The sequence below is a fragment of the Lysinibacillus sp. NPDC097214 genome, assembly GCF_050277945.1.
Taxonomy (GTDB): Bacteria; Bacillota; Bacilli; order Bacillales_A; family Planococcaceae; genus Lysinibacillus; species Lysinibacillus xylanilyticus_B.
On sequence record NZ_JBNNSS010000018.1, the window covers coordinates 11,272 to 31,963 of the forward strand.

The following is a 20,692-nucleotide window of genomic DNA, read 5'->3' on the forward strand; positions in this document are numbered from 1 at the left end:
GCGACGGATAGAAAGGCGAGAGCGACGGAAAGAAGAGCCAAGATGACGGATAGAATCGACAAAGCGACGGATAGAGAAGCCAAAGTCGTGGATAGACTCGACAAAGCGACGGAAAGAAGAGCCAAGGTGACGGATAGAAATTAGAGCGACGGAAAGAAGAGCCGAAGCGACGGATAGAAAGGCGAGAGCGACGGAAAGAAGAGCCAAGATGACGGATAGAATCGACAAAGCGACGGATAGAGAAGCCAAAGTCGTGGATAGAACAGTCAAAGCCGTGGATAGAACAGTCAAAGTCGTGGATAGAACAGTCAAAGTCGTGGATAGAACGGTCAAAGTCGTGGATAGACTCGCCAAAATCGTGGATAGAACCCCAAAGTGTCGATTAGAACCTAAAAAGGAAGGCGCATTCGCCCAGAAATTTAGATGTCATAGGCACTAGCTTCGCCATTAATCAATGCTACAATATTATCTATATGATAGAATGAGAAAAACATTAGGAGGGGTTAGGGTGAAAAGCACCGTACCACATTTAGAAAAGGGCGATACAGTTGGTCTTGTGGCTTTATCAAGTCAAGTAAAGCCCGAAAAGCTAGGAGATGCAATAGCCTTTCTTGAAGAGTTAGGTCTTAACTATATAATTGGAGATACCATTCAGGCAAAGCACGATTACCTGGCAGGTAGTGATGAGGAGCGTCTAGCTGAATTTCATGAGATGGTAAGCAATCCAGAGGTGAAGGCAATTTTTTGTGTTAAGGGGGGCTATGGCTCTGCGCGTATTGCGGAAAAGATTGACTACGGACTGCTTGAGGAAAATCCGAAAATCTTCTGGGGCTTCTCTGATCTTACATATTTACATTGCGCGATTAATGAATATGCTAATTTAGTGACGTTCCATGGACCGCTCCTTATGTCTGTAGACAGAATCGATGATTTATCAAAGAAAATGTTTTTGCAGCTATTTTCACCAATGGAATTGCAGTATACGGAGGATATTGCCCCGTTAACAACGATTGCTCCTGGTGTTGCTCGCGGTCAGATTATTGGTGGGAATCTACGTCGCCTTGTTAACACATTAGGTACTAAATTTGAAGTGCGTACGGAAGGTCGCATTTTATTGATTGAGGATATTGCGGAAACTATTCCAAGAATTGATTCGATGCTGCAACAATTAAAACAGGCGAGAAAGCTTGAACAGTTAGCAGGTGTTATGATCGGCTCCTTTACGCAAACGGAAGCGGATGAAGCGGCGTTATTGACTTTAATGAAGGACTATTTTGGGGATTTAGGTGTTCCAGTTGTGGCAGGCTTTAAAATTGGCCATGATTCAACGAATATTGCAATTCCATTAGGAGTAGATGCCATTTTAGACGCACAGGAAAAGGCACTGAAAATTTTGCCTGGTGTGCATTAAAAAAACGCTCAGCACTGTATATTGTGCTGAGCGTTTTTATTAATAAGGCTCTGCGTCATGCCCTTTATCTACAGCCTTTTTAGGGGCTTCATCACCATCTATATTGCCAAGTGGCTTTGAGGAAGATGAATTATTTCGAGCTTGTTGTAACCCTTCTTTTAACAAGCGACCATATTCCTCGTCTGCTTCCTGCGCTAATGCGATCATCGCCTCTTGAATGGCACTGTCGCAAACTGCTAAATCACGAATTAAGTTTTCTAGCAGCTCATCCCGCTCCCATTGCTCAAAATTGCGATATGTTTCTCCAGCTTGCTTCGTATTGCTTTGACGATCAATGGATTCCCGAACGAGATTGCCTTCCACAAGTGGTGTATGTTCCTTAGCCGTCTGAGTAGCCTCTTTTAAACCATTTAACATCGAAGGCTCGTAGTTTATATGAGGATTTTGCCCTGGAGCTAAATCACGCTTATACAGCATTTGACCACCGTTTTGATTGGTTGCAACTCGTTTTTTAGGAGCATTGATAGGAAGTTGTAAATAGTTTGCACCTACGCGATGACGCTGTGTATCAGAGTAGGAGAAGGTACGCCCTTGTAACATTTTATCGTCCGAGAAATCCAATCCGTCCACAAGCACACCTGTACCGAAAGTAGCCTGTTCGACCTCAGCAAAATAATCTTCTGGATTTTTATTTAACACCATCTTACCAACTGGATACCAAGGGAACTGATCATTAGGCCAAAGCTTCGTATCATCCAATGGATCAAAATCAAGCTCAGGATGTGGACCGTCCTCCATAATTTGTACGTTAAGCTCCCATTCAGGATAATCACCTTTTTCAATTGCATCGTATAAATCCTGTGTAGCATGATTGAAGTTTTTCTTTTGGATTTCTTCAGCTTCTGTTTGCGTTAAGTTTTTAATGCCCTGTAAAGGTTCCCAATGATATTTTACAAGGACTGCTTTGCCTTCACTATTGACCCATTTATACGTATTGACGCCAGAGCCTTGCATCATTCGATAATTAGCTGGAATGCCCCAAGGCGAATAAACGAATGTCACCATATGGAAGGATTCTGGAGAGCTTGCACAGAAATCAAAAAAGCGTTCAACATCCTGAATATTTGTAATGGGATCAGGCTTAAAGGCATGAATCATATCAGGGAATTTCATAGCATCACGGATAAAGAAGATTTTTAAATTATTGCCGACTAAATCCCAGTTACCATCCTCAGTATAGAATTTTACTGCAAAGCCTCGTGGATCACGTAAAGTTTCTGGCGAATGGCCACCATGAATAACTGTTGAGAAACGCACAAAAACAGGTGTCTGCTTGCCCTTTTCCTGAAATACCTTTGCTCTTGTATAGTTAGAAATAGGCTTTTCCCCGGCTACACCATATGTCTCAAAATAGCCATGTGCCCCAGCACCTCGGGCATGAACAACACGCTCGGGAACTCTTTCACGGTCAAAGTGACTTATTTTTTCTATAAAATCATAGTTTTCAAGGGTTGCAGGTCCTCGATTACTGACAGTTCGTATATTTTGATTGTTAGTAATAGGATGCCCCTGTCGATTTGTCAAGGTCATGTCATGCTCTTCTGTTGAATCATGTTGTTTTGTCATTGTATAACCCCTTTCTTTTGATATAGCCATTTTGTCCATGTTAGTGAACAAATAGACATGAAAAAACTCTCCTACACACGAGATGGAAGAGAGTTAATGAATGCTGTTAGGGGGGCTTCGAATAATAAGCGATGGCCTATAAATTGATTTTATTTATAATTTAGCCTTTCAATCTCATCCTTTAATTGAATTATTAAATCTGTTTCATCCATTTCTTTTAATAAATTAAAACCTTTATTAATCCAAAACAAACCTGATTTACATTCTCTATTAATTTGATTTAAACAAATTCCTTTTCTGATATAACAAACTGTAATTTTTGAATAGTATTTGTAAAGTTTACACATTGATATTGCATTTTCTATATAAATTAATGCATCTTTATATTCCCTATTTTTGATTAAAAAAATAGAGAAGTTTAGTAAGCAATTAATTTTCATTTTTTCTATATCTTTAAAATTTTTGTATTTATCTATACCTCTAAGTAAATATTTAATGATTTCTCTACCTGTTTGAAGAGGAAAGAAAAATAATATTGAATTCAATAAATAGATATCCGAAATATATAAATGATTTCTTTTACTTAAATGAGTCCATATACTATTAATTCCTATTCGTGCATTTTCTATATCTTTGGTTTTAATAAATATCAATAAAGATTTGCAAATTTTCTCAATAGATTCTATTAAAAAATCATTTTTTCTTCTTGAGTATTTCTCAATATCATTTAGTAAATTAATTAATCCTTTTCTGTCATTATAAGTGAGACTGTGGAATTTATGTATTATGCTATTGCGTTCAGTAATCGTAAAATTATTTTTGATAAATAGAAACTCTTCTAATGACAATTCTAATTTATTAAGAATGGCAATTAACGAAGCACCTCCGATATCCAAGTTCAAATTTTCGAATTTGGAATAATTACCCTGAGTCAGTATTTTGTCGGAAATATATGCTTGTGTTAACCCTTTATTTTCTCGGATCAATTTTATTGTATTACCAAGATTAATATTCATAAAAGTAACCTCCTATAATAAACACTAGGTTTTTACAAAAAATAAAACTCGCGAATAGCTGTTATAAACGATATTCAAATTATCATATCAGATTACAAGAAAATTGAAACCTTGATAGAATTGAAGATTAAAAACAAAAATTCATTTTTGAATATTCCGAAACTTAATACAAAACCTTGTGTTAATCTCTTATTATTGGTGTTGGATATAAAAAACCATTGTAATTTTTCGAGAGAAAATAGAGGTAACCAAAAAGTGGTTATTAACGCCTATGTCAGAGATTTAAAATAATAAATATGGGGGTATGAAAGATGTTGAAAAAAAGTATTATAAGTTTTTCTTCTACAATTTTATTATGCTCGTATCTCTTACCAGGGATTGCAGATGCAAAAGAAAGTAATAAGGAGAATGATGATGCTGAGCAATCTTATCTAACGTCAATTATACTTCTACAAAATCAAGAATTCTCTTCTATTAATGATCCCATATCTGTGCAATTAGCAAATGAATGGGGAATAACTGAAGATGATATGATTAAATTAGATGAAGAATTGAATGAAGCTATGATAGATACATATTCTATTGGAATTGGTTCTATTATAGGCATTATTGCTGGAGCAATTGGTTTAGGTGGTTCTTTATATGCTGCTGGTAAATATGCTGCAAGACAGTGTGAAGTTAGATTAGGTTTAACTGAAAAAGGGTATAAAAAAAATAGATGGCTTTATAGAGCTGGAATTGGAGCTACATTTGGACCTTTAGTTGTTGCAGGTTTTGATGATTACTTTTATGGGGTGTAAATTGTGTCGACAATACTTGTATTTTCAATTGCTATGATGGGATTAGGTTTAGCAATTTATACATCTTCACAATCAGATGTTTTAAAGAGAAAGTTATTGCAATTAGAGAAAGAAATAAAAGACTTAAAAGATATAATAAAAAAGGGAGAAAAATAACTCTCTTTATTATTGGTCTTAAGTAAGTTCCTTATCCTATCAAAGAGGATGAGGATCAAGGAAAACATGAAGCGCTGCATTGGAATAGAATAATGCAAGCTAGTCAGGGAGATGTATCAAGTAAGCGATACATCTCTCTTTTTATTGTTAATAAAAGATTAATCTTTAAAGAAGTTTGTTTGTTCATTTTTAAGTGGATGATCAAAATATGTATAAATACCTGCGAAATACGGTTTTGAAAGTTCTGAAATTAATGCTACGGTTATTAACAAGTTTGGGATAAGGACTTCATGGTGATCATTGCTGATGGGTTTTCACTTTTCCTTATACATTAGGTAAATTTAGTACCGTGGTTGTGCTGAAACAATAATAAACGGTGTAAGTTGTTAAATAGTACTGGATGAGGTGAGTACACTGTAACTCTTTAAATATATATCTATAATTTTTTATGCTTTTTAAGAAATTATATAAATACTTCAAGAATTATAAGTATTTTTGAATATGTTATTTTTCATCAAATTAATATATGGAGGGTTGATAAGATTTGTCTTTAAATACGGACTTCAAAACTGCAGTAGTCATCTCAATTATTTTAGGGGCTTGTTTTATCATAAGCGGTTGGTCAATTTGGAAAAAGAAAAGATTAAATATAATAGCTGGTTATCAAGATTCAGAGTATAAAGGAGACAAAGAAAAATTAGGGAGAATTATGGGGATATATTCAATAGTAATCGGCTTACTAATTTTAATTATTCCAATAGGCATTAAATATCTAGGTGATTGGTTTCTATTGTGGGTAGTGGGTATTTTTGCGCTATTAACATTATTCATTCTGATTAAAATTAATTTTAAAAGCGAGGGATAACTTTAATTTAATTTATAAGGGAATTGGAGAGTCCAAAGGGGGAGAGTCTTTTTGTTAAGATGGGTTCTTCATGATGAATTATGATTAGATCAATTATCTTCCTTTGTCATAGGGTCTATTTTCTATATGGCTTCGTTATACGTTAAAGCAAGAAGAGGTAATAATAAGAGAATTAAAAAGCCCTCCTACACACAAGGTGTAAGAGAGCTATTGGATGGCGTTTTCAAAGAATTGTCAAGTTGATTGAGTATGGCCATTGCTTATAGTTGGTTATTAGTCATGGGTCATACAGTAACAGGTAACTTGTCATTGGTTTAACTAAGTTAGCCCCAAGAAGCTAGTTGTGAAAACAGCCATCCAACTCGGTTTGGAGTCTCACCGCCCCGAGGTTTAGAAATATCGAGAATCATCGAAGTTAATTTCAACACTATAATTCTTTGCATTGATAAGATTCGATAATTTATGGGCATCTTTTTCAAGTTTAATAGCACGTTCACGATACTCATCTGGCTCATACATCGCAATTTCATAAAGCATTGTATTTTCGCCGTAACCCATGCGTACACTCTCTTTTTCGTGCATACTAAACTGTTTGCACAGCTCGGCATCTGCGCGTAGCTGTGTTGCGAGCTCAATCGCTTCAACTAATGCTAGTTTTTCCCCTTTAAAGTCCACTGAGCTTTTTATATTTGCTTCATATACTAAACGATCCAATGTACGAACATCGAGACGTACTTGAGCTAATTCTGCTTCAATTACTGTCATTGCACGATTACTTGTTTTAGGGGCTTGCCCTTTTTCAACAGTTACAAAGGCGCTACGATGTAATTCGTTAACAAGGTCCTGAACTTTTTTTGCTAAAATACTTTTTAGCTTAACGGCTTCTGCAAGATTAATCATGAAAACACGCCCTTTTAAAGTGTAGTAGATGGTGCAGCGTTTGTTAATAAGGTCATTTTATAATCGCCGCCATGAACTTGGTTAAACATCTTACCAGCAGAGGTAAGAAGCTCTTTCGCATTTTCTTCTGATAACGATGGGCGAAGGTAGAAAATATGTAGAGCCTCGGTCGTTTCCTCTGAAACAGACGTACGTTTAGAATCGACAAATGGTGACCCAAACGCTCCCTCAGCATCACAGCTATATAGGATATTTGATAATGAATTGAAACGTCCATTTAAGCCCTCATAGCCAGTTTCCTCGTCGCCAAGTGCAATCTCTATATGGCCTTTTAGTTTAGCTACATCATATAAGCCTACTGGAATTTCATATTGGAGGGAGAAGAAATTATTTAAATCAACACCTGAGTGAAGAGGTGTTAAATAATTTTGCTTACTAATTCGGCGCATTAAGCTTTCTGCTGAGTGACGATAGCGGTTCGGATCTGCGCCAAGTTTTTTCCATAGTTGTCGCCATTCTGCGATACCCTCTCGTTGCGTTACAGGACAATCTTGCATTTCTAAAAAGAGATTTTCCTGATACAATTGCATGCGGCCTTTAATCATTTGAGGCGATTCTGCAACGACAATTTTGGTATAATGAATAATGCCGATTTTTAGCTCGGGATGTTGTGTCAATAGAGATTGATTAATTGAAATTTCCATAAAACATCACCTACTTTATCTATTTCTATTATTGTATCATGTAAGGAGTTGGAAATGAAATGAACATACATGACCTACAACGTGAATTTGTGGCGTATGCAATGTCCATTGGTGTAGACAAAATTGGCTTTACAACAGCAGCTCCATTTACAGAATTAAAAAATAGACTGCGCCGTCAGCAAGAACTTGGCTATCAGTCTGGCTTTGAAGAAAGCGATGTTGAAAAACGTACCGAACCCCTACAATTGTTAGAGGGAGCAGAGAGCATTGTGGCGATCGCTGTAGCCTATCCGTCGCGCATGCAAAATGCACCTGTTGGCAAGAAGGGAGCAAGACGCGGGATTTTTTGCCGTGCTTCCTGGGGTGTCGATTATCATACAGCATTACGTGAGCGATTGAAATTATTATCAGCCTGGCTTGAAGAGCGTATAGAAGGTGCACGTATTGAATCAATGGTTGATACGGGTGCACTTGTGGATAGGGCAGTTGCAGAACGTGCAGGGATAGGCTGGAGCGGAAAAAACTGCTCGGTTATTACACCTGAGTTCGGTTCTTATGTATATTTAGGAGAGCTTATCACGAATATCCCTTTTGCGCCTGATAAGCCTATGGAGGATGAATGCGGGGATTGCCGTTTATGTTTAGATGTTTGTCCAACAGGTGCGTTAATCGAAGGGGGACAGCTAGACTCACAGCGTTGTATAGCCTTTTTAACGCAAACTAAGGGAATGTTACCTGATGAGTTTCGTACCCATATTGGTAATCGTTTGTATGGCTGTGATACATGCCAGACCGTATGCCCAAAGAATAAAGGAAAGATTAACTGGATACATGAGGAATTTAAGCCTGATCCAGAGCTTGCAAAGCCATTACTTGTACCACTTTTAACGATTTCAAATCGTGATTTTAAAGAAAAGTTTGGACATGTTTCTGGTTCGTGGCGGGGGAAAAAGCCAATTCAACGTAATGCTATTTTGGCACTTGCACACTTTAAAGAAGAAGCTGCGGTACCAGATTTAGTAGCACTTCTTGAAAAGGATGAACGACCTGTTATTCGAGGAACAGCAGCATGGGCTATAGGTAAGATAGGCGGGGAGCAGGCCCAATCTGCATTACTTGAGGCAAAAACAAAAGAACGAGACGAGGAAGTACTCGTTGAAATTGATAAAGGTTTACAATTTTTTAGTTAAGGAAGTGTACCGTTATGCCATTGCATATCGTTTTATATCAACCAGAGATTCCAGCGAATACAGGAAATATTGCACGCACATGTGCTGGAACAAATACTTCACTACATTTAATTCGCCCTCTTGGCTTTTCCACAGACGATAAAATGCTAAAACGTGCTGGCTTAGATTACTGGCATAGTGTCAATGTCGTATACCACGATTCGCTAGAGGATTTTTTAGAGGCATCCAAAAATGGCGACGTTTATTTAATTGAGACATATAGTGAAGAGCCATTTACGACACATGATTTTAGTGATAAAGATCGTGATATTTACTTTATGTTTGGAAAAGAAACGACTGGTCTACCAAAGGATTTTGCGTATGAGCGTCGGGATATGTGCTTACGTATTCCACAGAGTGAGCATGTTCGTTCACTCAATTTATCAAATACAGCAGCCATTGTTATTTATGAAGCGTTACGTCAACAAGGATATCCAGGATTACATTAAACAAAAGCAGTTCTCTCATAGAGGAGAACTGCTTTTGCTTTTTTATTAGACGTAAAGTTGCCTGTGAGTCCTGGCGAGCGACGGATAGAAATACGTAATCGACGGATAGTCCCCGAGGAGTGACGGAAAGCCGCCTGCAATCGACGGATAAAACCTCATAACCGACGGATAGCCCTTTACATCATTTTTAAAATTTTAATAAAACAACGATACCTGATGGGTCCGCTGTTTGGAAACCTCCATCTATATCAGTAACAGGTGCACCAATTGCGCGAAGATTTTCTTTCATTGTTGTTGCTTGCTCTTCGTTATCTAGACGCAGTGAAAATGTTTGTAAGCCAACCTGATTTTCACCAAGCTTTGGTGCGTTTTCAGAGTGCCAAGTGTTTAAACCGATATGATGGTGATAGCGGCCAGTTGAGATGAATAAAGCTTGTGCCCCATAGCGAGTGACAATCTCAAATCCTAAACCTTTTGTATAAAATTCCTCTGCGGCAGCTAAATTAGAAACTGATAGATGAATATGTCCCATAACCGTATCAGCAGGCAGGCCATTCCAGCTACCGTCGCCTTCCGCTAATATAGATTGGACTTTAAGTGGTTCTGTCACCATATGCACTTGATCGAAATGCCAAGTCCATTCACTTTCAGGGCGGTCCGCATAAACCTCAATACCATTATTATCAGGATCATTTAAATAAAGTGCTTCACTGACATCATGGTCAGATGCTCCGAAGTACACGCCATTGTTATGGAAATGAGTAATAATATTTGCTAAATCACGACGAGTAGGCAATAAAATGGCAAAGTGATAAAGGCCAGTTGTAAAGTTTGTTTTTTCCTCTACTGTTTCGGGTTGAACGATTGTTAGTAAAGCTGTTTTACCATCAGCTGTTAAAGTTGCTCTATGAGATTCCTGATGTAAAACGCTAAAGCCAATTACCTCTTGATAATAAGTTAATGAACGTTGTAAATCACTCACTTTAATTTCAACATTTGTGACATATGTGTTAGGTTTTTCATGAAAATGCATAGTAAATTACCTCCGAATAAAAGTTATTATTAATTATCAACTTACTTTATGTAAGTAAGTTTATTTTATAAAGTGCAGAAAGTCAAGTAATTATATTGTTCCAATAAATAAGAGAAATAAACGAAGCGGCTATCGGACGTCCTCGTGAAAGCACACTGTCGGAACGGAAATCAACCCAACGTTATAGTGATGGGTCATGCAAGCGGATTTTTCTGATAAATTTTGTACACTATTAGAATTTTGAGATGTCATTTTGTAATGTATGTCATTTGAATAAGTTGATTGGAGTGGAGACTGGGCGACTCCTCGGGGATCAGCGATAGGGGAACGAAGGCTAAGAGCATCACATCCTGTGATAACGCCTTCGTGACCAACGTCGTGTTGGCCCGAGACCCTGGAGCGAGCAAAGCGAGTGAAGCGGCTCATCGGACGCCCCCAGGAAGCTTTGCTCTGTGCGAAAGCGTAGTGCTAACGTAGCGACAGCAACAAAGCGCCCAGTCGGAACGGAAATCAACTCCTCGCTTTGCCGAAGTGTCAAACCTTTTTACAATAGGGCACCTTATACCTTTTGCCGTAATAGTTTTACAAAAACAAAAAAATCACTAAGCACATATTCATGCTTAGTGATTTTCTTGAAGTATTATTTGTCTGATCTGTAGTTGCCTTCGTAACCAGCAGTGAAAATAGCAGTTAAGAACGCTACAGTTACACCAATAATTAATAGTAAACTCATGGAAGAACCCTCCTCATGTTTATAAAGACATCTTTTTTTAGTATAGCCTATCTACTATAAAAATGAAACGACGTAGCGGAATAAAATATGTCAGAAATGGTTCAGAAATAACTATTTAGGGAAAACTATAAGAGAGGTGATGATAGTGGAAAAAAAGGTTCCAAATATCGAAAACGGTACAATGGCTCGAAATTTTAAAGATTTGCAGGATTTAGGAAAGCAGATGGAGCATTTGCGTGATGGTCAAGAGCTTGTAGAAGACGATCGAATTCCAGACCCTATCCAAGTAGATGATTATGAAGAGAAAGCAGAAGAACAATAAGCAATGACCCCGGAAATTTTCCTTATGTTTCTTAAAACCAATTTTTTGTATAATGGAACTAGGAAAAGAAAGGGGTTGTTATTCTTGAATTTACAATCAACAAAAACATTAGCAAACGGTGTGGAAATGCCTCGCTTTGGCTTAGGTGTTTATAAAATGACAGAGCGCGATGAGACTTTACAGGCTATTGATAAAGCTCTTAATTATGGCTACCGAGCTATAGATACGGCTTCTCTTTATGGTAATGAGGCAGAGGTGGGCGAAGCTATTCGTCATTCAGGCGTTAAACGTGAGGATATTTTTGTGACGACAAAGGTTTGGAATAATGACCAAGGCTATGATGAAACATTACGAGCTTTTGAAGTATCTTTGAAAAAGTTAAATATTGACTATTTAGATTTATATTTAACTCATTGGGCAGTACCAGAAACATTTGAAGATACGTATAGAGCAATTGAACGTTTATATGATGAAAAATTAATTCGTGCAACGGGAGTTTCAAACCACCATGAGCACCATTTACAAAAGCTATTAGCTAAAGCAAATATTGCACCAATGGTCAATCAAGTAGAGGTGCATCCATATTTACAGCAAGATGCATTAAAAGCATATTGTAATGAGCATGGAATTGCTGTTACGGCATGGTCTCCGTTAGGTCGCGGTGGTGTGCTTGATAATCCAACGATTATGGAAATTGGTCGCGAAATAGGGAAGACAGCTGCTCAAGTAGTGCTACGCTGGCATTTACAAAATGACACACTTGTTATTCCAAAGTCTGTGACACCTAGTCGTATTGAGGAAAATGCACAGATTTTTGATTTTGAATTAACACTAGCACAGATGGATAAAATAGCTACAGTAAATCGTAATGAACGATTTGGACAGGACCCAGATAACTTTAAATTTAATTTTTAACTACAGACTTATAAGTTAAATAGAAATCCCGCTCTCTACTTAGAGAAGCGGGATTTAAAAAATTATTTAGATTCTTTTACAAAAGGAACGTAGTTAGAAAGCATTTTTGCCATATGTGCACGTGTAGCGTTGTTACCAGGCATAAATTTACCGTTTGCGCCGCTAACAATCTTTAAGTCTTTCAGAAGTGCAATAGCATCTTGTGTTTCAGCGTCGTATTGAGAAATATCACTGAAATCAGCTTTTAAACCTGTTTTTGCATCATGTTGTAGGTTATAAGCACGAGAGAACATTAATGCAAGTTGAGCACGAGTTACTTTTGCATTAGGGTTGAATTTACCACCATTCACACCTTTTACAATTCCTGCTTCAGCAAGTGCTGTAATTTCTTTTTGTGTTTCAGCTTTTAAATTAGCAATATCCGAGAATGTTGCTTGACCTTTCGCTTCAAGCTTTAAGGCACGCGTGATAAATGATGCAGCTTGAGCACGAGTTAAGTTTGCGTTTGGTGAATAGATTGTTGCAGAAGTACCGTTTGTTAAATCACGGTAATAAAGGTCGCGAACATAGCCTTCTGTTTCTGATCCTTTTACGATATCTGTAAATGGAATTGTTGCAATAACACGTCCTTCTACTTTTGCATCAACTTTTTTCAGTGTATTTAAGTGTTCGATAAACATTTCATAGTCAATCGTACCAGGTTCACTTACACGGCCGTCTTCATAAACTTTTTTCAGTGTATCGTAGCCGTCTCCACCTTTAGCAGTGAACGTATTTGTTGCAGCTTTATAATAGGCTGCCTTATCTAGTTCTTTACCATTTAATTTAATAGATTTTACACGTTTACCAGCAGGTGCTTTTCCATCAAATTCTACTTGTAAACCAGAGAAGTGTAAGAAGCCACCAAATTCTTTAGGGAAATCTTTCACACTATGTTCAGCAATATCATAGATTTCAGCACCTTTTAATTTTACGATGCCTAGAGCATTACCGAATGGCATGACTGTCATAACTTCGCCAACAGTGATATCTCCTGCATCAATACTTGCGCGGATACCACCACCATTTTGGAAAGCAAATTGTACTTCTGGGTCAATTTTTTTAGCACCAGCAAGCATACCATCAGTAATTAAGTTACCAAGGTTTGTTTCACCAGCACGAACGCCCCAAAGATTACGACCGCCATTTAATGGTGAAACAGCTGTATTACCTGTTGATTGGTTTAAAATTTTTGAAATTTTCTCTTTATATGGTGCTAAAAGTGCTGCAGCTTCTGCGTCAGCTTCTACAGGCTTTTCTTTATCAGTTAGAGAATGTAATTGGCCGAAGTAGTCAACAACAGCACCGTTATTGTCGAATGTTAGGTCTAATTCACCTAAATTTTCGCTATATTGACCTGTTTGAACGATAATTGTAGGGTTTTTAAATGATGTTTCAGCTTTCACGGGCTTGTCTAATTTTGTATGTGTATGACCACCTACGATTACATCAATGCCTTCTACAGCTTTCGCTAGTAATTGGTCATTATCCCATTCTGCTGAATCATCGAAGCCTATGTGTGTTAATGCGACAATTTTGTTAACACCTTGTTTTTCAAATTCTGCTACTGCTTTTTTCGCAGAGTCGATATAGTTTGCAAATTGCACGTTAGCAACGCTTGAAATTGAAGGTGTTTCTTCTGTTGTTAAACTGAAAATACCTACTTGTTCACCAGCGATTTCTTTAATGATACCGTCATAAATTTTACCGTTTTCAAAGTCTTTAGTGACTTTTTTGAATTGTAAGCCATCAAATAAAGAATCCTTTGAAAAATCTAAGTTACTTCCTAATAATGGGAAGTTTGCGCCCTTAACGAATTTCGCAAGTGCAGCATGTCCTTCTGGGCTTGATCCTAAATCGAACTCATGGTTACCAAAAGTCATGGCATCATAACCCATTAAGTTCATTAACTTCATATCAGTTTCTCCGGCAAATTCGTTGAAGTATAAAGTACCAGAGAAAACGTCACCAGCATCTAAAAGAAGTGAATTTTTATTTGCAGCACGAAGTTCTTTTACTTTTGTTGCACGCTTTGGAGCATCCTCAACGTGTGCATGCGTGTCATTTGAGTGTAGAACTGTTAATTTGAAACCATCTTTCGTAGCTGTTGGTGCTGTTTCTGCTGCATGCGCAGCAAATCCTGGTGTAGCTAGTAAACTCGCAACTAGAGTTGTTGCTGCAATACTTTTAACCCATTTCATCAATGAATTCCCCCTCATATTAGTCAGATGACTGACAATTTAATCTAATTCTATCACGAAAGAAATCCACCGTCATTACCAATAATGGAAATGTATATTAAATTTGCTGTAAAAAATAGATGAAAGAAATGTAAATAATGTATTTATACCTTTTTTGGTATTTTAAGTAAATAGATTAAAGTAGAAAGACAAAAAAATGCACTTCCTATTGTTAGCTGTTTAACAATAGGAAGTGCAGTGCAACAATTATTTCTCGTCCTTTACAACGATTTGCTTATTTAAAAATGGATGCTCGAATTCCAATTGAATAGCATGGAGCTCGTAATCATCACTTGCCGTTTCTCTTGCTCCGTACATAGTATCACCAATAATCGGATGACCGAGATGTGCTAAATGCACGCGAATTTGATGTGTTCTCCCTGTTTCAAGAATTAGATGGACAACACAAGAGCTTTTATAGCGAGCTACAACTTCATAGTGTGTAACTGCATGCTGTCCAGTTTTAGAAACGACACGTCTTGTTGCATGATGTCGGTCTTTCCCGATTGCTTCAGAAATTGTGCCCGATGAAGAACGTAAATTTCCTTGCACCTCTGCAGCGTATGTTCGAATAATGGATTTTTCCTCAATCATACGGTCAAAGATTGATTTTGCTAAAGGATGTTTTGCTACAAGTAACAAACCTTGTGTCCCTCTATCTAAACGGTGGACATGCTCCGCATAAGTGCCGCCTTGCTGTTTAATATGAGCCATAACATGATTCATACAAGTATGAGTATCACGCTCATCATTTGGATGTGTCGACATGCCTTTTGGTTTAGAAACGATCAAGCAATGGTCATCCTCATAGACGACATCAATTGCACAAACCGGTGTCGGTTGATAATTGGATGTCGGAATCGGGAATGTAAATTTTATGATTGTTCCTACTTGTAGTGGATCTTTCCACAGAATAGGTTCTCCGTCAACAGTTGTGATAGCCTTCGCCATTCTCAATTCATGGACTAGCTTTTTACCGAGTCGCCAATGATTGCGTAATAGATCCTCGACTGTTAAATCATTCGTATTTATTTCATAGTGAAACATATATCTTCCTCCGTAGAAAAGACCGTATTCCAATTGTAGAACACGGTCTTGAAATTAATTTGCTGCTTTAGCAGCCTTCATTACATAGAAGCTTGCCCCTGCAATTAAAATAAATGCAGTTAACGCTAAAAATGGGATTGTGATAAAACCTAACCAGTTGATATATTGGCCAGTACATGAAACAGCACCACAAGAAGGAGCAGTATCAGCTAAAAAACTAAGCTTTTGAATACCATAATGGTAAAGTGATATACTGCCTCCCATAATGGCAAAAACAGCGGTTGTAACAGCAATACGTGCATTTTTTTGAATAAAGGCAATCGTTGTCATAATGACAATTGGATACATGAAAATTCGTTGGTACCAACACATTTTACAAGGTTCATAGTGACGAATTTCAGAAAAGTATAAGGAACCCAATGTTGCAACGACAGAGACAATCCAAATAAATAATAAGCCATTCTCTACTTTTTTAGACATATAAGTTCTCTCCTTAGTATAACCATGTACTTGTTCGATTATAGTTGTTCTAGTTTTATATGTAAATTAACTTACCCAAAATAAGGTGTATTTTATCAAGGCTGTTTTCTCAAAGTTTGTTGCTGTTAAAACATAAGGCTATTTTCTTGCAGAATGCTACACAAAATTTTGAAATCAGCAAAAACAGAGTTAATTTCTACACATTTTTGTAGATTAACTCTGCTTTTTTATTTTCCGCAAACCGAATCTTTAACTAAAGCCACTTCTAACTAACTACGCTCACCCTTTTTTCCTAAAGGCTGAATCTAACTATTTCACAGTTGTAGCATTAAGAAATGACAAAAAGCACCTTTATTCAGATGCTTTTAAACAGATTCAGTGGTTTACTGTTATTCAACTGACAATAGGTGCTTAAACTTAACTGACTTTGAGTTCTCTTAGAATTAAAAGAACACCAATTCCATAAACAATAGACATTGCTAAAGGTACTAGAGTGAAAGCTTGACCAACAAGGAAGCCACCTAAAATTAGAGCAGAAAGACAGATTCCTAAAGTAACAAATAAATAAGCTTTGCTTTTATAAATCCATATGTAAGGCAGAAAATGAGAGCCTGCAAGTAAACCAATTGTGAAGGGCAGGTATTCAGGTATTTTCATATACACAATTATAAATACAGGTATATAAAAAGCTTGAGGAGCTGCTACTATTCCAACTAAAGTACCTAAAGGGTTGTCAGTAGAGAGTAAATTAACACCTAGAATTTTACTAATGACAATCCCAATAGGAAAAATGACTCCTAAGCCAAATATCCAAATTAAACGTACAGCTTCTATTGGGAAAACTAAGGGCATTAGGGTGAAAATTAAAAAGACAACGGCGCCAGAAAGCAAAATGGGGTATCCTTTTTTTGCTTCAAATATAATTTCTTTTTGTAAATTTTCAAGTGTTTTATTCATTAACGCACTCCCTTTCATAAAATTGGCAAAAGATTTCTATAATATACCATCATTCAACTATTTTTACCATGGATTATTCAATAATGAAATTTTTGACATTATCGAAAGCTATGGAGAAATTACTTAGGAAAGGAAATTTAATTACTGTACAGTTTCTAGATTTAATCTGTCTTTATGTTTTAATAGCAACAATCTTTTAGAAAACAATCTTTATTTATGCCTTGGCATAATTGTGTCCGGAATCGGATTTGGGTCAACGTGATGTTGGTCACTCAGTCGTGTGTTGTTGCTGTCGCTTCGCTTTCGCACAGTTAAAACCTTGTTGCTGTCGCTTCGCTTCCGCACAGTTAAAACCTTGTTGCTGTCGCTTCGCTTTCGCACAGTAAAACCTTGTTGCTGTCGCTTCGCTTTCGCACAGTAAAACCTTGTTGCTGTCGCTACGAAAATCCTTACTGAAAGAGGCTAAAAAATTTCAGTCTAAAGTATGAATGGCTTAGGCAGACGTTCCAGACTTTGAAATGTTATCATTAAATTAGCAATGCCAAAGAAGAGGTGTTTTTGTGAGGGAGAATGATCATTCCAATATCGGTATTTTAAAAGAGATTGCAGAGTTATTAAACGAAGAAACTGAAATTGTGTCGATGTTAAAAGGAGCACTTGTGAAATTTTTAAATGGCACAAACTTTGAAACAGGCTGGGTTTTTTTTATCGATGAAAAAGGGCGATCAGAGCTTGTTGTCCATGTCAATTTACCAGAGGCTCTGGAGTATAAAAGTTGTCATTATTTAGAAAAGGGAGGCTGCTGGTGTGTTTCCCGCTATCGTAATGAGGAATTAAAGAAAGCTTCTAATATTATTGAATGTCAACGTATTGAAAGTGCAATTGCTGCAAATGTTGGTGATCACGAAGGCATTACACATCATGCAACGGTTCCGCTTCAATCAGGACAAGAGCGTTTTGGTGTCTTAAATGTTGCATCGAAGGATACCGTGCGTTTTTCAGAGGAAGAGCTAGCATTACTTGAATCGGTTGCATTTCAGATGGGGTCGGCCATTAAGCGTATTTTACTGACAAAGCAGGAACAAGAAATGGCACTTGTGAAGGAGCGCAATCGTCTAGCACGAGATTTACATGATTCTGTCAATCAGCTACTTTTTTCCGTTACATTAACGGCGAGAGCTGGTATTGAAATGACAAATGATAGTGATGTGAAGGAAACATTTAAGGAGATTCAGCACTTAACACAGGATGCCTTAACAGAAATGCGTGCCCTCATTTGGCAGCTTCGTCCAAAAGGTTTAGAAAATGGTTTGCTTGAAGCGATCAAAGTGTATGCTGAAATGCTTGGCTTGAAGCTCCAAGTAACGGTCTCTGGTGTACTGCAATTCCCATCGCGTATCGAAGAAACATTATTTCGGGTAGCCCAAGAAGCTCTTAATAATGTTCGTCGTCATGCGGGTGTGCTGGAGGCTGCACTATATATAACGGTCACTTCTACAGATATTTTACTTGTTATTCGTGATGAGGGTCGAGGCTTCGTCATCGATCATAACACGAAGTTACTTTCAATAGGCTTGCAATCCATAAAGGATCGTGCAAAATCAGTTGGTGGCAAAGCTGACTGGGTTAGTGAAATTGGCAAAGGAACAGAGCTGTTAATCCGCTTGCCATATTAGGAGGGAAGAGTATGATACGTGTTTTAATCGCAGACGACCATCATGTAGTACGTCGTGGATTATTATTTTTCTTAAAAACACAGAAAGATATTGAAGTTGTAGGAGAAGCGAAAAATGGGCTAGAGGCAGTAGCATTAGCAGAGAGTATACAGCCAGATATTATACTTATGGACTTAGTAATGCCTGAATTGGATGGTATTCAGGCAACAAAGCGCATTAAAGCTAAGTTTCCGCATATAGAAATTCTAATGCTGACAAGCTTTTCAGATCGTGATCATGTGGTGCCAGCTATGGAGGCAGGAGCTGCAGGCTATCAGTTGAAAGATATTGAGCCTGATGAGTTGGTATTGTCCATTCGTCGTATTATGCGAGGAGAAAATACATTACATCCAGATGCAACAACGACTCTGGAAATGGACCGTCAAGAATCGAAAAATGCACCTCATGTTTTAAACCCGCTAACACCTCGTGAACAGGATGTGCTTGCAGAGCTTACAAAAGGGAAAAGTAATCGAGAGATTGCGTCCTCTTTATTCGTTACAGAAAAAACAGTGAAAACTCATATTTCTAATATTTTTACGAAGCTACAGGTGCAGGATCGTACCCAGGCGGCCCTTTATGCTGTGAAGCACGGACTGACAGAGGCTAGCGGTGTTTAATTTCTTTCAGCGGGTACCCAAACACCCGTTGAAATAGGGGAACTCAGGCTAAAAACTTCAGATCCTGTGAAAACGCCTGAGTGACCAACATCGTGTTGGCCTAAAGCCTCTGGCGGATGTCACGGAATCGAAATGGAGTTCTTAGGGGATGTTAGCCTAAAATCATCGCATCCATGCGATAACGGCTAACTGACCTGCATCGGAAAAAACGCCACGTCCTGTGGCATTACCTTAATGACCGACATCGTGTCGGCCCTCGTGCAGACCTAAGCACAAAGCCGATTCCGGACGCAATTACGCCGAGGCATAATTGATAAGATAAAATAAATGTAAACGGCGGGTTGCTACAATTTGTAGGAACTCGCCGTTTTGTATGAAAGTATATGAGCAGTGAGCGGTGACCAAGCGGGAATAGCGTAATACGAAGTAATTAGCATAGGGGAAAATAGTAGTTAGAGAAAGGAGTACAAATATGAAATTAGAGCGGCTTTTAACGATGACAATGATTTTAATAAATCGGAAAAAGGTGACAGCCCAGGAGCTTGCCGATTTATTTAATGTGTCCGTGCGTACTATTTATCGAGATATTGAAACATTGAGCTGTGCTGGGGTTCCTGTTATTAGCCAGCAGGGGGTTCATGGTGGGATTAGTTTGATTGATGGCTATCGTGTTGATAAGCAGGTGTTGACGAAGGAGGAGCTTACGTCACTTTCTATTGCCATTAAAAGTGCATTAACAACATATGAGGATTCACATGCTGAAGCAGTACTAGAAAAATTAACAGGAGTTGCGGATGAGGAAGTAAAACAATCGATTGATCAACTATTTATTGACCTTAGTCCTTGGGGGCCAAACGTTATTTTCAAGGAACAGATTACTTTATTGAAAAAGGCAATTGAACACGAACATTGTATAAGCTTTACATATTCTACTACACATGGTCATATAACAAGACGATTATTAGAGCCACATACTTTAGTGCAAAAGGGAAAGGTTTGGTATGTTTATGGCTATTGCACATTGAGAGAAGATTTTCGCTTATTTAAAATTTCAAGAATGAAGGATATACAAGAAGAGATGACGACTTTTCAGCGCAGGGAAGTCAATTTATCTGAACTTCCATGGGATAAAGAGTGGCATCACCCTCAAAATGTAGTAAACCTTATATTATCTTTCGATTCTGCCATAACGACATTAGTAGAAGAATCATTTGGCGCTGAGCATGTAGATAATGAGAATTCAACTATTAACATTGTGTTGCCTGAAGATGAATGGCTATATGGCTTTCTTCTTAGCTTTGGCCATCGCCTAAAAGTTTTAGAACCACCCCATATACGTGAGATTGTATTAAAGCGAGCCCAGGAAATTGTGGAGTTGTATAAAGAAATTTAACTTCTTTTCAATTGATGACATACAGTTGTCAGGTTTCCTTTG

General features: G+C 37.7%; 21 protein-coding genes. 11 read left to right on the forward strand and 10 right to left on the reverse strand.

The window, feature by feature from the left end:
• On the reverse strand, nt 1–228 hold a 228-nt coding region (locus ACQKMI_RS23655; RefSeq protein ID WP_427492881.1), incomplete at its 3' end, for a hypothetical protein.
• A 280-nt stretch (nt 229–508) separates the two neighbouring features.
• Between ACQKMI_RS23655 and ACQKMI_RS23660 the strand changes: the two genes are divergently transcribed.
• Nucleotides 509–1,411: a S66 peptidase family protein gene (locus ACQKMI_RS23660; protein ID WP_427492883.1), complete on the forward strand. Its 903-nt coding sequence runs from the start codon at nt 509–511 to the stop codon at nt 1,409–1,411.
• Nucleotides 1,412–1,450: 39 nt separating this feature from the next.
• Here ACQKMI_RS23660 and ACQKMI_RS23665 read toward each other — a convergent pair whose 3' ends face one another.
• Together ACQKMI_RS23665 and ACQKMI_RS23670 are read right to left on the reverse strand one after the other, a co-directional pair.
• Nucleotides 1,451–3,037 carry a catalase gene (locus ACQKMI_RS23665; protein WP_427492885.1) on the reverse strand — a complete coding sequence of 529 codons (1,587 nt, stop codon included), beginning with the start codon at nt 3,035–3,037 and terminating at the stop codon, nt 1,451–1,453.
• A gap of 149 nt (nt 3,038–3,186) precedes the next feature.
• A complete protein-coding gene (locus ACQKMI_RS23670) occupies nt 3,187–4,053 on the reverse strand; it encodes a helix-turn-helix domain-containing protein (protein WP_427492887.1) in 867 nt (288 codons plus the stop codon).
• 311 nt (nt 4,054–4,364) lie between these two features.
• On the opposite strand from ACQKMI_RS23670, the gene ACQKMI_RS23675 reads away from it, so the two are divergent.
• The 3 genes from ACQKMI_RS23675 (at nt 4,365) to ACQKMI_RS23685 (ending at nt 5,874) form a co-directional block, all read left to right on the forward strand.
• The gene (locus tag ACQKMI_RS23675) at nt 4,365–4,853 is read left to right on the forward strand and encodes a hypothetical protein (protein ID WP_427492889.1); all 489 of its coding nucleotides are present in this window, start codon (nt 4,365–4,367) and stop codon (nt 4,851–4,853) included.
• A gap of 3 nt (nt 4,854–4,856) precedes the next feature.
• The gene (locus ACQKMI_RS23680; RefSeq protein ID WP_427492891.1) at nt 4,857–5,009 is read left to right on the forward strand and encodes a hypothetical protein; all 153 of its coding nucleotides are present in this window, start codon (nt 4,857–4,859) and stop codon (nt 5,007–5,009) included.
• Nucleotides 5,010–5,553: 544 nt separating this feature from the next.
• Nucleotides 5,554–5,874, forward strand: coding sequence for a DUF3784 domain-containing protein (locus tag ACQKMI_RS23685; RefSeq protein WP_427492893.1), 321 nt, complete (start codon nt 5,554–5,556; stop codon nt 5,872–5,874).
• A 390-nt stretch (nt 5,875–6,264) separates the two neighbouring features.
• Here the strand turns inward: ACQKMI_RS23685 and ACQKMI_RS23690 are convergent, their stop codons facing one another.
• On the reverse strand, nt 6,265–6,774 hold the full coding sequence (locus tag ACQKMI_RS23690; RefSeq protein ID WP_427492895.1) for a hypothetical protein: 510 nt from the start codon (nt 6,772–6,774) through the stop codon (nt 6,265–6,267).
• 14 nt (nt 6,775–6,788) lie between these two features.
• Nucleotides 6,789–7,478, reverse strand: a complete 690-nt coding sequence (locus ACQKMI_RS23695) for a B3/B4 domain-containing protein (RefSeq protein ID WP_427492897.1) — start codon at nt 7,476–7,478, stop codon at nt 6,789–6,791.
• A 59-nt stretch (nt 7,479–7,537) separates the two neighbouring features.
• Between ACQKMI_RS23695 and queG the strand changes: the two genes are divergently transcribed.
• Nucleotides 7,538–8,668, forward strand: coding sequence for a tRNA epoxyqueuosine(34) reductase QueG (gene queG, locus ACQKMI_RS23700; protein WP_427492899.1), 1,131 nt, complete (start codon nt 7,538–7,540; stop codon nt 8,666–8,668).
• A 14-nt stretch (nt 8,669–8,682) separates the two neighbouring features.
• Complete coding sequence (trmL, locus tag ACQKMI_RS23705; protein WP_053485736.1) at nt 8,683–9,156, forward strand: tRNA (uridine(34)/cytosine(34)/5-carboxymethylaminomethyluridine(34)-2'-O)-methyltransferase TrmL; 474 nt, start codon at nt 8,683–8,685, stop codon at nt 9,154–9,156.
• Between the two features lie 187 nt (nt 9,157–9,343).
• Here the strand turns inward: trmL and ACQKMI_RS23710 are convergent, their stop codons facing one another.
• Complete coding sequence (locus ACQKMI_RS23710; protein ID WP_427492900.1) at nt 9,344–10,189, reverse strand: VOC family protein; 846 nt, start codon at nt 10,187–10,189, stop codon at nt 9,344–9,346.
• Nucleotides 10,190–11,067: 878 nt separating this feature from the next.
• Between ACQKMI_RS23710 and ACQKMI_RS23715 the strand changes: the two genes are divergently transcribed.
• Together ACQKMI_RS23715 and ACQKMI_RS23720 are read left to right on the forward strand one after the other, a co-directional pair.
• Entirely contained in the window at nt 11,068–11,244 is a 177-nt protein-coding gene (locus ACQKMI_RS23715) for a hypothetical protein (RefSeq protein WP_199777816.1), read from the forward strand.
• A gap of 84 nt (nt 11,245–11,328) precedes the next feature.
• Nucleotides 11,329–12,159, forward strand: a complete 831-nt coding sequence (locus ACQKMI_RS23720; RefSeq protein ID WP_427492902.1) for an aldo/keto reductase — start codon at nt 11,329–11,331, stop codon at nt 12,157–12,159.
• Between the two features lie 62 nt (nt 12,160–12,221).
• Here the strand turns inward: ACQKMI_RS23720 and ACQKMI_RS23725 are convergent, their stop codons facing one another.
• The 4 genes from ACQKMI_RS23725 to ACQKMI_RS23740 all read right to left on the reverse strand — a co-directional run bounded on the left by ACQKMI_RS23725 (nt 12,222) and on the right by ACQKMI_RS23740 (nt 16,922).
• Nucleotides 12,222–14,399, reverse strand: coding sequence for a 5'-nucleotidase C-terminal domain-containing protein (locus ACQKMI_RS23725; protein ID WP_427492904.1), 2,178 nt, complete (start codon nt 14,397–14,399; stop codon nt 12,222–12,224).
• 246 nt (nt 14,400–14,645) lie between these two features.
• Entirely contained in the window at nt 14,646–15,485 is an 840-nt protein-coding gene (locus ACQKMI_RS23730; protein WP_427492906.1) for an RluA family pseudouridine synthase, read from the reverse strand.
• A gap of 54 nt (nt 15,486–15,539) precedes the next feature.
• The gene (locus ACQKMI_RS23735; RefSeq protein ID WP_323649918.1) at nt 15,540–15,965 is read right to left on the reverse strand and encodes a disulfide oxidoreductase; all 426 of its coding nucleotides are present in this window, start codon (nt 15,963–15,965) and stop codon (nt 15,540–15,542) included.
• A 417-nt stretch (nt 15,966–16,382) separates the two neighbouring features.
• On the reverse strand, nt 16,383–16,922 hold the full coding sequence (locus ACQKMI_RS23740) for a DUF7010 family protein (protein ID WP_427492908.1): 540 nt from the start codon (nt 16,920–16,922) through the stop codon (nt 16,383–16,385).
• Nucleotides 16,923–17,482: 560 nt separating this feature from the next.
• Between ACQKMI_RS23740 and ACQKMI_RS23745 the strand changes: the two genes are divergently transcribed.
• The 3 genes from ACQKMI_RS23745 (at nt 17,483) to ACQKMI_RS23755 (ending at nt 20,650) form a co-directional block, all read left to right on the forward strand.
• Complete coding sequence (locus tag ACQKMI_RS23745) at nt 17,483–18,598, forward strand: GAF domain-containing sensor histidine kinase (RefSeq protein ID WP_427492910.1); 1,116 nt, start codon at nt 17,483–17,485, stop codon at nt 18,596–18,598.
• Between the two features lie 11 nt (nt 18,599–18,609).
• The gene (locus ACQKMI_RS23750) at nt 18,610–19,257 is read left to right on the forward strand and encodes a response regulator (RefSeq protein WP_427492912.1); all 648 of its coding nucleotides are present in this window, start codon (nt 18,610–18,612) and stop codon (nt 19,255–19,257) included.
• 472 nt (nt 19,258–19,729) lie between these two features.
• Nucleotides 19,730–20,650: a helix-turn-helix transcriptional regulator gene (locus ACQKMI_RS23755; RefSeq protein ID WP_427492914.1), complete on the forward strand. Its 921-nt coding sequence runs from the start codon at nt 19,730–19,732 to the stop codon at nt 20,648–20,650.
• Nucleotides 20,651–20,692 lie beyond the last annotated feature (42 nt).

Coding starts and splice junctions, on each gene's coding strand:
- ACQKMI_RS23690 (WP_427492895.1), bottom strand. CDS start 6,774: ATGATTAATCTTGCAGAAGCCGTTAAGCTAAAAAGTATTTTAGCAAAA.
- ACQKMI_RS23755 (WP_427492914.1), top strand. CDS start 19,730: ATGAAATTAGAGCGGCTTTTAACGATGACAATGATTTTAATAAATCGG.
- ACQKMI_RS23695 (WP_427492897.1), bottom strand. CDS start 7,478: ATGGAAATTTCAATTAATCAATCTCTATTGACACAACATCCCGAGCTA.
- ACQKMI_RS23740 (WP_427492908.1), bottom strand. CDS start 16,922: ATGAATAAAACACTTGAAAATTTACAAAAAGAAATTATATTTGAAGCA.
- ACQKMI_RS23710 (WP_427492900.1), bottom strand. CDS start 10,189: ATGCATTTTCATGAAAAACCTAACACATATGTCACAAATGTTGAAATT.
- ACQKMI_RS23670 (WP_427492887.1), bottom strand. CDS start 4,053: ATGAATATTAATCTTGGTAATACAATAAAATTGATCCGAGAAAATAAA.
- ACQKMI_RS23750 (WP_427492912.1), top strand. CDS start 18,610: ATGATACGTGTTTTAATCGCAGACGACCATCATGTAGTACGTCGTGGA.
- ACQKMI_RS23725 (WP_427492904.1), bottom strand. CDS start 14,399: ATGAAATGGGTTAAAAGTATTGCAGCAACAACTCTAGTTGCGAGTTTA.
- ACQKMI_RS23730 (WP_427492906.1), bottom strand. CDS start 15,485: ATGTTTCACTATGAAATAAATACGAATGATTTAACAGTCGAGGATCTA.
- queG (WP_427492899.1), top strand. CDS start 7,538: ATGAACATACATGACCTACAACGTGAATTTGTGGCGTATGCAATGTCC.
- ACQKMI_RS23675 (WP_427492889.1), top strand. CDS start 4,365: ATGTTGAAAAAAAGTATTATAAGTTTTTCTTCTACAATTTTATTATGC.
- ACQKMI_RS23665 (WP_427492885.1), bottom strand. CDS start 3,037: ATGACAAAACAACATGATTCAACAGAAGAGCATGACATGACCTTGACA.
- ACQKMI_RS23735 (WP_323649918.1), bottom strand. CDS start 15,965: ATGTCTAAAAAAGTAGAGAATGGCTTATTATTTATTTGGATTGTCTCT.
- trmL (WP_053485736.1), top strand. CDS start 8,683: ATGCCATTGCATATCGTTTTATATCAACCAGAGATTCCAGCGAATACA.